The 12,081-nt window shown below is 63.9% G+C and carries 10 protein-coding genes and 2 tRNA genes; 3 read left to right on the plus strand and 9 right to left on the minus strand.

Annotation, left to right across the window (positions count from 1 at the left end; all coding sequences use genetic code 11):
• Positions 1–3: 3 nt before the first annotated feature.
• On the plus strand, positions 4–732 hold the full coding sequence (locus ACQ4W4_RS12700) for a LytR/AlgR family response regulator transcription factor (protein WP_436542357.1): 729 nt from the start codon (positions 4–6) through the stop codon (positions 730–732).
• Here the strand turns inward: ACQ4W4_RS12700 and ACQ4W4_RS12705 are convergent.
• From ACQ4W4_RS12705 to ACQ4W4_RS12715, 3 genes are all read right to left on the minus strand, one after another.
• Positions 721–2,973: an ATP-dependent DNA helicase gene (locus ACQ4W4_RS12705; protein ID WP_436542297.1), complete on the minus strand. Its 2,253-nt coding sequence runs from the start codon at positions 2,971–2,973 to the stop codon at positions 721–723. The two genes, ACQ4W4_RS12700 and ACQ4W4_RS12705, sit on opposite strands and share 12 nt — an antisense overlap.
• Complete coding sequence (locus ACQ4W4_RS12710) at positions 2,970–4,619, minus strand: VRR-NUC domain-containing protein (protein WP_436542298.1); 1,650 nt, start codon at positions 4,617–4,619, stop codon at positions 2,970–2,972. Before ACQ4W4_RS12710 ends, ACQ4W4_RS12705 begins: the two co-directional genes overlap by 4 nt.
• 95 nt (positions 4,620–4,714) lie before the next feature.
• Positions 4,715–5,419 carry an SMI1/KNR4 family protein gene (locus ACQ4W4_RS12715; RefSeq protein ID WP_436542299.1) on the minus strand — a complete coding sequence of 235 codons (705 nt, stop codon included), beginning with the start codon at positions 5,417–5,419 and terminating at the stop codon, positions 4,715–4,717.
• A gap of 157 nt (positions 5,420–5,576) precedes the next feature.
• Between ACQ4W4_RS12715 and ACQ4W4_RS12720 the strand changes: the two genes are divergently transcribed.
• Entirely contained in the window at positions 5,577–6,806 is a 1,230-nt protein-coding gene (locus ACQ4W4_RS12720; RefSeq protein WP_436542300.1) for an MFS transporter, read from the plus strand.
• Positions 6,807–7,007: 201 nt separating this feature from the next.
• On the opposite strand, the gene phaP is transcribed toward ACQ4W4_RS12720, so the two are convergent.
• The 4 genes from phaP to ACQ4W4_RS12740 form a co-directional block, all read right to left on the minus strand.
• Positions 7,008–7,619, minus strand: coding sequence for a TIGR01841 family phasin (gene phaP / locus ACQ4W4_RS12725; RefSeq protein WP_436542301.1), 612 nt, complete (start codon positions 7,617–7,619; stop codon positions 7,008–7,010).
• Positions 7,620–7,726: 107 nt separating this feature from the next.
• Complete coding sequence (locus ACQ4W4_RS12730; protein ID WP_086138294.1) at positions 7,727–7,921, minus strand: hypothetical protein; 195 nt, start codon at positions 7,919–7,921, stop codon at positions 7,727–7,729.
• Positions 7,922–7,968: 47 nt separating this feature from the next.
• Complete coding sequence (locus tag ACQ4W4_RS12735) at positions 7,969–10,221, minus strand: ATP-binding protein (protein WP_436542302.1); 2,253 nt, start codon at positions 10,219–10,221, stop codon at positions 7,969–7,971.
• Between the two features lie 91 nt (positions 10,222–10,312).
• The gene (locus ACQ4W4_RS12740; RefSeq protein ID WP_436542303.1) at positions 10,313–10,741 is read right to left on the minus strand and encodes a winged helix-turn-helix transcriptional regulator; all 429 of its coding nucleotides are present in this window, start codon (positions 10,739–10,741) and stop codon (positions 10,313–10,315) included.
• 114 nt (positions 10,742–10,855) lie between these two features.
• Here ACQ4W4_RS12740 and ACQ4W4_RS12745 point away from each other — a divergent pair, with 114 nt between their 5' ends.
• A complete protein-coding gene (locus tag ACQ4W4_RS12745; RefSeq protein WP_436542304.1) occupies positions 10,856–11,707 on the plus strand; it encodes an SDR family oxidoreductase in 852 nt (283 codons plus the stop codon).
• A 97-nt stretch (positions 11,708–11,804) separates the two neighbouring features.
• Here ACQ4W4_RS12745 and ACQ4W4_RS12750 read toward each other — a convergent pair.
• Together ACQ4W4_RS12750 and ACQ4W4_RS12755 are read right to left on the minus strand one after the other, a co-directional pair.
• Positions 11,805–11,889, minus strand: a tRNA-Leu gene (locus ACQ4W4_RS12750).
• Positions 11,890–11,964: 75 nt separating this feature from the next.
• Positions 11,965–12,049: transfer RNA gene (locus tag ACQ4W4_RS12755), tRNA-Leu, on the minus strand.
• Between the last annotated feature and the right edge of the window lie 32 nt (positions 12,050–12,081).

Below are 12,081 nucleotides of genomic sequence, written 5' to 3' on the forward strand. Positions count from 1 at the left end.
AGAATGCGGGTGGCCATCGTCGATGATGAATTGCTGGCGCGCAGCGTGTTGCGCGAATACCTGGCGCGCCACGACGATATCGACATCGTCGCCGAGTGCGCCAACGGCTTCGACGCCGTCAAGGCCATCGCGGAACTGGCGCCGGAACTGGTGTTTCTCGACATCCAGATGCCGCGCCTGGACGGTTTTGAAGTGGCCGAGCTGATCGGTGGAAAGACAAAGCTGATTTTTGTCACGGCCTACGACCAGTACGCCTTGAAAGCGTTCGAATGCCATGCGCTCGATTACCTGCTGAAACCGTTCAGCGAACAGCGCTTCGACCAGGCGCTGGCCCATGCGCGCGCCAACCGCAGCACGCCGGACACTGTGCAAACGCTGGCGCGCGAGGCGGCCACGCGCGCCGCGCCGCTGGACCGCGTGCTGATCCGCGACGGCGCCAAGGTCCACGTCATCGCCAGCGCGCGTATCGATTACATCGAGGCGCAGGACGATTACATCAGCATCCGTTCCGAGGGCAAGTCCTACCTGAAAAGCCAGACCCTGGCGGAGCTGGAAACCCAGCTCGACCCGGCCAAGTTCCTGCGCGTGCACAGATCGTATCTGCTCAATATCGACGGCATCCGCCGCATCGAGGCAGCCACGAAAGACAGCCACGTGGCCATCCTGCGCGACGACACGAGGATACCCGTGAGCAAGGCGGGCTACCAAAAGCTCAAGCTATTAGTCGGCTAGCTGCACATCCCACCACGCGGGCAAGAGCTGGCGGATTTCAGGCCGCGAAAAGCGGTCGTCGATCAGGTACACGACGCCCTTGTCCGACTGGGTGCGGATGACCCTGCCTGCCGCCTGCACCACCTTTTGCATGCCCGGATACAGATACGTGTAGTCGTAGCCGGCGCCGAAGATGTCGCCCATGCGCTGCCGGATCTGCTCGTTGACGGGATTGATCTGCGGCAAACCGAGGGTGGCGATGAAGGCGCCGATCAGGCGCGCGCCGGGCAAGTCGATGCCTTCGCCGAAGGCGCCGCCGAGCACGGCAAAGCCGATGCCGCGCGTGTCCAGGCCGAAGCGGCCTAAAAATTGCGCGCGGGCACCGTCATCCATGCGGCGCGGCTGCTGCCAGATGGGTACGTCCGGGTAATGCTGGGCGAACAGGGTGGCCGTCTTTTCCATGTAGTCGAAACTGCTGAAGAAGGCCAGGTAGTTGCCCGGCGTTTCCGCGTATTGCTTCGCCATCAGTTGCGCGATGGGCAGCAGCGAAGCGGCGCGGTGCTGGTAGCGCGTGGAAATGGTATCGGCCACGCGCACGGACAATTGTTCCGCCTGGAACGGCGATTCCACGTCGACCCAAGCCGTGTCGGCCGGCATGCCCAAGGTATCGCTGTAGTAATTCCACGGACTCAGGGTGGCGGAAAACAGGGCCGTGCTGTGGCTGGCCGCAAAGCGCTCCTTGAGGAAGGGGGCTGGCACGATGTTGCGGATGCAGACGGTGGAACTGGCGTCCGTTTTGCTGACGTCGAACAGCGAATGTTCGCCGAAGCTTTCCGCCAGGCGGTTGATCAGCAGCACGTCGAAATAAAAGCGCTGCAAGTCCTCGTCCAGTGCGGCGGCGTGTTCGGCCATGTAGTCGCCGATGGCCGTGGCCACGCCTTGCAGGGCGCCAAAGAACTTGTCGGGCAAGGCCGCATGCACGTGGTAGTCGCCATCCTGATCCTTCAACAAGGCCGTCCACTGGCGCGCGAGGCGGTCCAGCGGCTTTTTCAAGCCCTCGGGCGCGAACTTGCGCAGCATTTTCAGGTCGATCTGCGCCAGTTCCGCCGAATACATGCTGCGCGCGCGCGACACCATATTGTGCGCTTCGTCGACCAGCACGTTGACTTTCCAGCCGTGGGCCAATGTCATGCCGTACAGCATGGCGCTGAGGTCGAAATAATAATTGTAGTCGCCGATGACGACGTCGCTCCAGCGCGCCAGCTCCATGCCCAGGTAATACGGGCAAATACCCTGCTGCAAGGCGATGGCGCGCACGGCTTCCTTGTCGAGGATCAAGCCGCTGGCCAGCGCCACCTCGCGCGCCAGCGGCAGACGGTCGTAAAAACCCTGGGCCAGCGGACACGATTCGCCATGGCAGGCTTTGTCGGGATGCTCGCAGGCGCTGGTCTTGGCGCTCAGTTCCAGCACGCGCAGGGGCAGCAGCGGGGCGCTCTCCTTGAGGATGGCGCAGGCGTCGAGCGCCATCTGGCGGCCCGGCACCTTGGCGGCCAGGAAAAACAGTTTATCGAGGCCATGCGCGGCCGTCGCCTTGAGCATGGGGAACAGGCTGCCCACCGTCTTGCCGATGCCGGTCGGCGCCTGCGCCAGCAAGCCGCAGCCGCGGCTGCTGGCCTTGTACATGGCTTCGGCCAGCTGGCGCTGTCCCGGACGGAAGTCGGCATGGGGGAAGACCATGGCCGTGAGCTGCGCGTCGCGGCCGGCCCGGTGCGCCAGTTCCTGCTCGGCCCAGTCGAGGAACAGCGTGCAATGCTGTTCGAAAAACAGGCGCAGCGCCTCGGCCGTGCATTCCTCGTGCATGACCGTTTCCTTCTGGCTGGCGATGTCGAAATACACGAGCGCCACGCGCAGCATGGGCAGGTTCAGCTGCCGGCACAGCAAGTGGCCGTAGATGCGCGCCTGCGCCCAGTGCAGCTGGCGGTGGTTGGCGGGCATGGCGTCGAGCTCGCCCCGGTAGGTCTTGATCTCTTCCAGCTGGCGCCGCGCCGGGTCGTAGCCATCGGCGCGGCCGCGTACGTGCAAAGGCCCGAAGTCGCCGGACAGGCTGATTTCGCGCTGGTAATCGTCGTCGCGCCGGCCCGTGACGGTGGCGTGGCCGGCCATGCCTTCCTGGGCCGTGGGTGAAGGGGTAAAACGCAAGTCCAGGTCGCCCACCTTGGCCGTGAATTCGCACAGGGCGCGCACGGCGATCGTGTATTTCATGCACCCTCCCATTGCAGGTAGCACACGCTGACGGGCATGGCGTGCTCGGCGCAATAGGCGATCCAGCGCAGCTGGTTGTCTTGCAGGCGGTCGCCCGGACCCTTGACTTCGATCATGCGGTAGCGCCGTTCTGCCGGCCAGAACTGGATTAAATCGGGCAAGCCGCTGCGGTTGCTTTTGATATCGAGCAAGATGCGCTCGAACGCCTTCTTCAGGTGCGCGGCCGGCATGCAGGCCAGCGCCAGGTCCAGCAAGCCGTCGTCCAGCGCCTCCCAGCTGACGAAGGGCGAGACGACGCCGTGCTTGGCGGCAAAGGTGGCGCGGATGGCGGCGTGGTAGCTGCCGTCGTCCAGTTGCGCCAGGCAGGCGGCGAAGTCGATGCTGCGGCGCTGGTAAAAATCGGCGCTGTGCAAGTCGGCCGGGCCACGGTGGAACGGGTGGAAGAAGGCGCCCGGCATGGCCTTGAAGATGGCGGGCCAGCATAGCAGGCCGAACAGCGAGTTGATCAGGGTGTTTTCCACGTAATACACGGGCGCGTCGTCGCGCATCAGGTGTTGCTGCACTACGCCTTCCACGTAGCACGCAGCGCTTGGGTACGGCAGCTGCAGGTCGATGCGGTCCACGGCGGCGGTCACGGCGACCGCCTGCTTCGCGTGGCCCAGCTTGCGCCGCAAGCGCGGCGCCATGCGCAGCAGCAATTGCTGTTCCGCCTCGCTTTCCGGCGCGGCCAGCGCGATTGTCAGGCGCTCGTAGGCCGCTTGCGGCTGTTCATCTTTTTCCAGCACGCGGATGGCGCGGCCCCGGGCGCCCGGATAGCGGCAATCGGCGTAGGCGCGGTAGGCGGCGGGCCAGTCCTGGCATTTCTCGAGGTGCTGGGCGATCTGGAAGCGCAGCTTGTCGCGCCGGCTGGTCAGCCAGGTATTGTCCTCGGGCAATGGCAGCGCCGCCAGTTCCTGCAGCACCTCGTCGGCCGGCGCGCTGTCGTTGTAGCGCTCGCGGCACTGGTGCAGCACTTCATAGTGCTCGATATCCTGGCGCGTGCGAAAACCGCGCGACTCGGGCGAGAATTCCACCTTCTCGTATTGATACACCCCGAGGTCGGACAGCACGAATTCCGACCAGTCCTGGTGATAGTTGCCAAAGTAAATCAGGCGCAGGCGGTCGCACAGGGGCTGCAAACCGATGCGGTACAGCACGTCGCCGGAGGCCGGATGCCAGGCGGAAAACGGTCTATTTTCCGCATGCTGCTCGCGCAAGGCCTCCAGCTGCTCGGCTTTGCGCGCCGCCTTCAGGGACGGCGCGAGAGCGAAAGCCTGGGCGATTTCCGCTTTCAGCAGTTGTTCGAACAGCTCGTCGAGCGCAATGACGGGATCGGCTTCCACCCATGCCTGGGCCAGCAAGGGCAGGGCGGCCGCGCGCGTGTCGCCGATTTCCGGATAATTGAGCTTGCTGGCGCGAAACAGACAGCCCTTGCGCATGACGAGGCGCACGAACAGGGCGCGCGATGGCTGCGGCAGTGCGCCGAATGCGGCGATGAATTGTGTTTCTTCAGGACTCAGCAGATCGGCGTAACGCGCGGCTATCCAGCTCAGCACGTCCTGGAAATTATCCAGATAGTACAGGGGATTTTCCAGGACTCTCAGCATGAGGATGGTAATAGGGCAAGTGGCAAGGCGATGATTTTTACTGTGTTTATATACAGTTTAAACCTTCCGCCGCCGCTTGCCCAGCGATTTTATGTTCAGCCAGCCGCGCTGTAGGCAAAACAGTGGTCGAACTTATCGTAGGGAATGAATTCCTCGCGCAGGCGGGCCAGTTCTATATCGGTCAGCAAGCCCCGGTGCGCTTGCTTGCGTCCTTTCGGCAGCGCCACCTCGTAATCGAAGATGTCCCTGGCCAGCAGTGTGTGCAGGACTTGCGCCTGTTCCGGCGTCAGGTAGCGCGCATGCGTGCCCAGGGTTTTGGCCAGCTGTTCCCTGAATTCCTCGTCGCCGACCTCATTGTAGGTATCCTGATCGGCCATGCTGTTCAATAACATGTGAAACAGGAAGTCCTGCAGGTTCTTTGCCAGGTACTGGGCTTCATTCTGGTCATGCCACAGCAACACGACGGGCATGTCGCCGTCCTGCTGGCCTGAAACGAAAAAACAGTAGTGGTCGCCCGCGCCCGTTTGCGCGAAGGGGATGAAGCGGAAGGCGGGGGCGATCTGCCGGTAATCGTCCGCGTCCAGCAAGGTGTCCGCCTCGTCGGCCACGGCCTTAATGTTGAGCAATTCGAAATCGTCGGCATGCAACAGCAGGGTGGGACGCTCCGTCAAGGTGGGATAGACCAGCTTGTACCAGTCGGGGCCATATTCGCCCACGGCCAGCATGCCGTCGCGCTCCAGCTGGCGATACAGCGCAGGGTAGATAAAGCCGTGTTTGCTTTCAATTTCTGACAGTGTCATGTTTGTCTTGTTCAACGTGGGTCATGGAGGCATGATAGCCGAGGCATTGTCTGGCACGCTTCACGGCGGCAATGATGAGCATGATTAATCGATATTTAAGTTTGCTTGTGTGGCATGGCCAACGTATGCTTGCCAGACTAAATTTCGCTGAGCCCGCATGAAAAACATCATCCTGATTTCCGCCGCCTGTTTGCTGGCGTTGCTGTCGACCATCGGTGCCTCCTTGCCATACCCGATCCTGCCGCCCCTGTTCGCGGCCGAGGCGCCCAATGCCTTCAATAATTTCCTCGGCTTGCCGTCCAAATTGCTGTTCGGTCTGGCGCTGACCATCAACCCGCTGGGCTTGCTGATCGGCTCGGCCCTGCTGGGCCCTTTGTCGGACCGCTACGGCCGCCGCCCCTTGCTGATGCGCACGGCCGTAGGCGCCGCCATCGGCCATGCGATCACGGCCTGGGCGCTGGTGATTCAGTCCTATCCGCTGTTCATCGTGGCCCGTTTCATCACGGGTTTGCTGGAGGGGAACGGCGCCGTGGCGCGCGCCATGCTGGCGGACCAGCTGACGGGAGCGCTGCGCCTGCGCGCCATGTCGTGGCTGAATGGTGCGTTTTACCTGGGCTGGCTGGTGGGACCAATCCTGGCGGGCGCGACCCTGGGCTGGGGCGTGACGGTGCCGTTCTGGATCGCCGCCGCCGCACTGATGCTCGTCGCCGTGCTGGTGGCCGTCGGCTTGCCGCGCGAAACGCCCTCGCTATTGACGACGTCGTGGTGGCAAGTGGCGCGCGACCGCCATTCGCTGAACCTGCTGCGCCATGAAGAGCTGCGCACCCTGTTCATCGTGCAACTGGCGTTCACCTGCGGCGTGGCCAGCTTCTATGAGTTCTATCCGCTGTGGCTGGTCGAGACGGCCCATTACCATGCGCAGGAGATTGCCTGGGTGAATGTGGGCCTGTGCGGCACGATGACGGTCACCTCCTTGCTGGCGGGCGGTCCCAGCCGCCATGCGCCGCTGCTGCGGGCCTGCTGGTATGCGTGCGGGGTGGCGCTGGCCGTCGGGATATTGGCGCTGGGTAATATCTGGGTGGGCATCGCCGCCATCGTGCTGTTCGGCATTCCGAATGCGCTGTACAACACGGTCATACAGGGCTGGTGCGCCGAGCGCTTCAGCGCGCACGGACAGGGCGCCGTGATGGGCTTGCTGGCCACCACCTTTTGCATCGCCAACATCGTCGTGGCCTTGAGCGGTTCCGTGCTGACCCTGATCGACACGCGCCTGATCCTCGTCGCAGGCGCCTTGTCCGCCGCCTGGGCCGCATGGCGCATGGCGGCCTGGCGCCGCCAGCTGGCCGGAACCGTCGAGGCGAAGGCTTGCCAGGATTTCTACAGTTAGGCGCTGGCCATCTTTCGGCGGGTATGGGGGGCGACTATCTGCTGGAGGGGAGGTGGTGCGTGTACCGGCTCGTGCCGGTGGATGCGTCGTCGGCCGGCTTGTAGGTCGGGTTAGCGCTGCGCGCGTCACCCGACATCACCATTGGCGCCAACAATGTGTCGGATTACGCGCGGCGTTGCCGCGCTAATCCGACCTATATCGTTACTTCTTGGCAGCCTTCGGCTTGGCGGCAGGCGCCGCCTTTTCAGCTGCGGCAGTGGCGCCGCTCGTCGCCTTTTCCGTGGCCTGCGCCACTTGCGCGCTGGCCTTGGCGATCTGCTCTTCCACGGTCTTCACGGCCTGTTTCGTGGCCTTGGTCACTTGCTCGTAGCCGAGGAAGGCGTTGTCGATGGCGGCCTTGACGATGGCGACGGCGTTTTCCGAGCCTGGCGGCACGTTTTTCGTGACGTCGTAGATCAGGGCGCTCAGATTGCTTTTCGCTTCGGCCACGTGGGCTTCGGCGGCCGTGGTGAATTCCGTGTGGATTTCCTTGATGATGTCGTCGAGTTGCTGTTTATACGCTTTCGCGCCGGCCACGCCCGGTTGCAGCTGGGCGGCGGCGGCGGCCATGGCGGCCTTCGGATCCTTGGCCTGGCTGATTTCCTTGCCGGCGGCAAGGCCATCCTCGATGCCGGACTTGGCGGTGGCCATGTTCAATGCCAGCACCTGTTCCACGCCTTGCACGGCCTTCGAGGTGAGGGTGTTGAAGGTCATCAGCTGGAATTCAAACAGGGCCTTGGTGGCCGTTGCGAATTGTTCGGGATTCGTAAACATGTGGTCTCCTCGGTTTGAATAGATACGTTCTTATCGTTCCATACTCTTTCGACGCCGCAATGCCATCGCTTGATCTCAAGCCGGTGCCCCGTGTGGTCATGGCCCCATTATTTAACAAGCGCCGGTTTTTCGCAACGGCTATCTTTGTACGGTCCCGAGGCCAGTTCCCAGCCAAATCCGAGGGTGGACTGGGCGCACGACAGGGTGCCGTCGATCTTGCTGCGCCACTGGTACCAGGGCGCCGGTCCAGCCGAGGCGTACGCGCAGGCGGCCAGCAGGGCCGTGGCGATCAGGTATTTCATAAGTTCTCCGAAAGAAAAGCCTGCCGGCATTGTAGCGTGCCTGCCGTTCAGGGCGCGGGCGATTGCGGCGCCACGGCGGGCAGCTGCAGGGTGAAGGTGGTGCCGCTGGCGTCGCCGATGCTGCTGGTGGCGTCGATATGGCCGCCCAGCACGCCCGTGACGATGTTGTGCGCCACATGCAGGCCCAGGCCCGAACCGCCCGAACCCAGCTTGGTCGTGAAGAAAGGGTCGTAGACGTGCACGAGATCGTCGGCGGCGATGCCCACGCCCGTGTCGGCGATGGACACGGTGATCGTCTTTCCATCGTCGCTGCCGCGCGCCCTGACGTTTATGGTGCCGCCGCTGCGGCCCTCGAAAGCGTGACGCAGGCAGTTTTCCAGCAGGTTGCTCAGCACCTGGCCCAGCGGACCCGGATAGCTGTCCATCGCCAGGCCCTCCGGCACGTCCTGCGTCAGGCTCAGGCCGGCGGCCTTGAGCTGCGTGCACAGGGGCAGCATCAGCTCGGCCACGAACTGGCGCAGCAGGAAGTGGCGGCGTTGCGAACTGGCGCGGTCGACGGCGATCTGCTTGAAGCTCGAAACGAGGTCGGCCGCGCGCTGCAGGTTGCGCAGCATGATGGCGTCCGCCTCGCTGGCCTGGGTCAGATAGGCGCCCAGCTCGGAGCGGCGCAGGCCGTCGAGAAAGCTGGCCTGGATTTCGCGCGTGCGTTCGGCCATGGTGGTGGCCACCACCAGACCGTTGCCGATCGGCGTATTGAGTTCATGCGCGATGCCGGCGACGAGCGCACCGAGCGCGGCAAGCTTGTCGCGGCGCACCAGTTCTTCCTGCGTGATGGACAGGTTTTCCAGCGCGGCGGCCAACTCGCGGTTCGTCTGCTCCGAGTGTTCCTTGGCCTGCGTCAGGGCCGCCGTGCGTTCGGCCACCAGCTCTTCCAGGTGGGTGCGGTGGCGTTGCAGCTCGCGTTCATGGCGCATGCGGCCAATCGCGATGCCGGCCAGGTCGGTGGCCGTGTCGATCAGTTCCAGGTCGCGCGCATCGGGCTGGCGTACTTCGCGGTAGTACATGGCGAAGGAACCGAGCACGGCGCCATCCTGGCCGAAAATGGGTTGCGACCAGCACGCGCGCAAGCCGAACGGCGCGGCCAGCTCGCGATAGGGCGCCCACAGCGGATCGCGCATGATGTCGCTGACCACCACCGGTTCGCGCAGGAACATGGCGGTGCCGCAGGACCCCACGCCGGGGCCGATGGTCACGCCTTCCAGCAGGGCCATGTATTCGGGCGGCAGGCTGGGACCGGCCGCGCTGTGCATGTGGAGACCGTCGTCGTCGAGCAGCATGATGGAGCAGAGCACGCCGCGCGACTGGCCTTCGATCAAGAGCAGCAGCTGGTTCAGGGTGGGAAGCAGGGGCGCGCCCTTGGCGACCATTTCCAGCAGGGCGCTCTGGCCCGAGCGCATCGCTTCGGCGAGGTTGCGTTCGGTCAAGTCGATGATGCGCGCATGCACGAGCTGGCGCCCCGGCACGGACAGCCGCATCAGGCGGATTTCGCAGGCGATCGGGTGGCTGTCGCGGTGGCAGCAGCTGGCGCGGAAGACGACGATCTTGCCTTGCAGGGTATCGCGGATCTTTTCTTCCAGCAGCTGCGGCGAGGCGCGGCCATCGCTCTGATGCTTGGGGAACAGCGGCTCCATGCCGCCTTGCAGCAGCTCGGCCAGCGGCATGCCGAACAGTTCTTCGGCCAGGTGGTTGGCGTCGATCAGCAGCTTGTTGTCGATATCGAACAGCAGCACGGCGTCGGGCGAACCGGCCAATATCGAGTGGTAATTGACTTCCAGCGTTTGCGGATGCACGGGGCGCGGCGGCGTGGCGGGAGTGGCGAAGGGACGGACGGCGGACGCCTCGGCCTTGTGCAGCGCCAGTTCCATGAGGATTTTTTCCGCCACGTCGCGCGCATTGAAGGGCATCTTGATGTAGTCGGAAGCGCCGGCGCCCACGCTGCGGCCCTGCTCCTCGGCGCTGGGCGTGGCCGACATCAGCAGCAGGGGCACGCTGTGGCGTCCGCCCGCATTGCGCAGACGCATGCAGGTGGCGCCGATATTCGAACCCGCCAGAGCGGCGTCGAGCAGGATCAGGTCCGTGCCGCCAGCCGCCAGTTCCACGCCTTCGTCGATATCGCCCGCCAGCCCCGTGCCCAGGTTATGCCGGTCCAGTACATACAGCAGTTCGCGCACTTCGTTCGGCGAATTGCTGACCAGCAGCACATTGGCCCGGTCGGTGATGGAAGAAATCAACTGATTCATGGTGTCGCGCCCTTACGCGTTTCATGGGCCTAGTATTACATCAAGGCAAGTAGGAGTAAACGATAATTCTTGATGATCAAAAGCAATCTGCTCAAGCCGCATTTTGCGCTGCCGGTGCCGCATCCAGGGCTGCGCGCGCCTGTTCGATGCGCGGGTAATTATCCTCGATCCAGTCGACCAGCACGGCCAGGCGTTCGGCCGCCTCGCGTCCCAGCGGCGTGAGGCTGTATTCCACCTTGGGCGGGATCACCAGATACGCCTGGCGCAGCACGAAGCCGTCGCCCGCCAGCGCTTCCAGGGTTTGCGCCAGCATTTTTTCGCTGACGCCGCCCACTTCGCGGCGCAGTTCGCTGAAACGGCGCGTGCCGCTCAGCAGCAGCACCAGCACCAGTACGGCCCAGCGGCTGGTCAGGTGGCTGAGCACGGCGCGCGACGGGCAGGTGGCCGCCAGCAGGTGCGCCCCCTGGTTCTGGCGGGCGAGGGCGGCGCGCAGGCTGGCGCCGGGAGTGTCTGCGGACATGATAGTAGGCCTTCAAGGTGGGTTTAATTCATACTTACCAAAAGGTACGTACTTACAATAAGTAAGTAATAGTCCTATTATAGGGTTTTACCAGCCACCCTCCAAGGAGAAATCATGATCGTTATCACCGGCGCCACAGGCAATCTGGGCCAGCACGTCATCGCCAGCCTGCTCGCATCCGTCCCCGCAGCCAACATCATTGCCGCCGTGCGCAACCCGGCCAAGGCCGCCAGTCTGGCCGCCAAGGGCGTGCAGGTGCGCCAGGCCGATTACAACGACGGCGCCAGCCTCGATGCGGCCTTCAAGGGCGCAACGAAAATCTTGCTGATTTCGTCGAGCGAAGTGGGGCAGCGCGCGCAGCAGCACCAGAACGTCATCGATGCGGCCAAGCGCGCCGGCGTCTCCCTGCTGGCCTATACCAGTGTCTTGCGCGCCGATACGTCGCCGCTGGGCCTGGCCGCCGAACACGTGATCACGGAAGCGGCCATCCGCGCATCGGGCCTGCCGTACACGTTCCTGCGCAACGGCTGGTACCTGGAAAACCATACGGAGCACCTGGCGCCCGTGCTCGAGCATGGCGTCGTGCTGGGCGCGGCGCAAAACGGCCGCTTCTCGTCCGCCGCGCGCGCCGACTACGCGGCGGCCGCCGCCGCCGTGCTGACGGCCGCCCAGCCGCAAGCGATCTATGAACTGGCCGGCGACCACGGCTTTACCCTGGCCGAGTACGCGGCCGAAGTGGCGCGCCAGTCGGGCAAGGCGATTGTCTACAAGGATATGCCGCAGGCGGACTTCAAGGCGGCGCTGGTGGGCGTGGGCGCGCCGGAAGGCTTTGCCGATCTGCTGGCCGATTCCGATGCGGGCGCGGCCAAGGGCGGCCTGGAAGACAATGGCAAGCAATTGAGCGCGCTGATCGGCCGTCCGACGACGAGCCTGCAAGACGGCGTGAAGGCGGCGCTGGCCAAGTAAGAGGAGGGTGCCGCGGGTCGGGAAGACTGCGCGGCATTCCGGAATGAAAAAAGCCGCAAACTCGTGAAAGTTTGCGGCTTTTTTGCGAATTAGGTAATGGTGCCCACGAAGGGACTCGAACCCCTACACCCGAAGGCACATGGACCTGAACCATGCGCGTCTACCAATTCCGCCACGTGGGCACTGATGCTGCTTGTTGCTTACTGCCGTATTTCACTACTGTACTGCGGACTACAACGAAAACAACTCGTTGCTGGTGGTGCCCACGAAGGGACTCGAACCCCTACACCCGAAGGCACATGGACCTGAACCATGCGCGTCTACCAATTCCGCCACGTGGGCATTGTGCTGCTTGCTTCAACTACTTACTGCTT

The organism is Janthinobacterium glycogeni (assembly GCF_051380725.1).
Lineage (GTDB): Bacteria > Pseudomonadota > Gammaproteobacteria > Burkholderiales > Burkholderiaceae_D > Janthinobacterium.

What these genes read in the sequence shown, in the direction of transcription:
- ACQ4W4_RS12700 (WP_436542357.1), top strand. Translation starts at nt 4, where the DNA reads ATGCGGGTGGCCATCGTCGATGATGAATTGCTGGCGCGCAGCGTGTTG.
- ACQ4W4_RS12705 (WP_436542297.1), bottom strand. Translation starts at nt 2,973, where the DNA reads ATGAAATACACGATCGCCGTGCGCGCCCTGTGCGAATTCACGGCCAAG.
- ACQ4W4_RS12710 (WP_436542298.1), bottom strand. Translation starts at nt 4,619, where the DNA reads ATGCTGAGAGTCCTGGAAAATCCCCTGTACTATCTGGATAATTTCCAG.
- ACQ4W4_RS12715 (WP_436542299.1), bottom strand. Translation starts at nt 5,419, where the DNA reads ATGACACTGTCAGAAATTGAAAGCAAACACGGCTTTATCTACCCTGCG.
- ACQ4W4_RS12720 (WP_436542300.1), top strand. Translation starts at nt 5,577, where the DNA reads ATGAAAAACATCATCCTGATTTCCGCCGCCTGTTTGCTGGCGTTGCTG.
- phaP (WP_436542301.1), bottom strand. Translation starts at nt 7,619, where the DNA reads ATGTTTACGAATCCCGAACAATTCGCAACGGCCACCAAGGCCCTGTTT.
- ACQ4W4_RS12730 (WP_086138294.1), bottom strand. Translation starts at nt 7,921, where the DNA reads ATGAAATACCTGATCGCCACGGCCCTGCTGGCCGCCTGCGCGTACGCC.
- ACQ4W4_RS12735 (WP_436542302.1), bottom strand. Translation starts at nt 10,221, where the DNA reads ATGAATCAGTTGATTTCTTCCATCACCGACCGGGCCAATGTGCTGCTG.
- ACQ4W4_RS12740 (WP_436542303.1), bottom strand. Translation starts at nt 10,741, where the DNA reads ATGTCCGCAGACACTCCCGGCGCCAGCCTGCGCGCCGCCCTCGCCCGC.
- ACQ4W4_RS12745 (WP_436542304.1), top strand. Translation starts at nt 10,856, where the DNA reads ATGATCGTTATCACCGGCGCCACAGGCAATCTGGGCCAGCACGTCATC.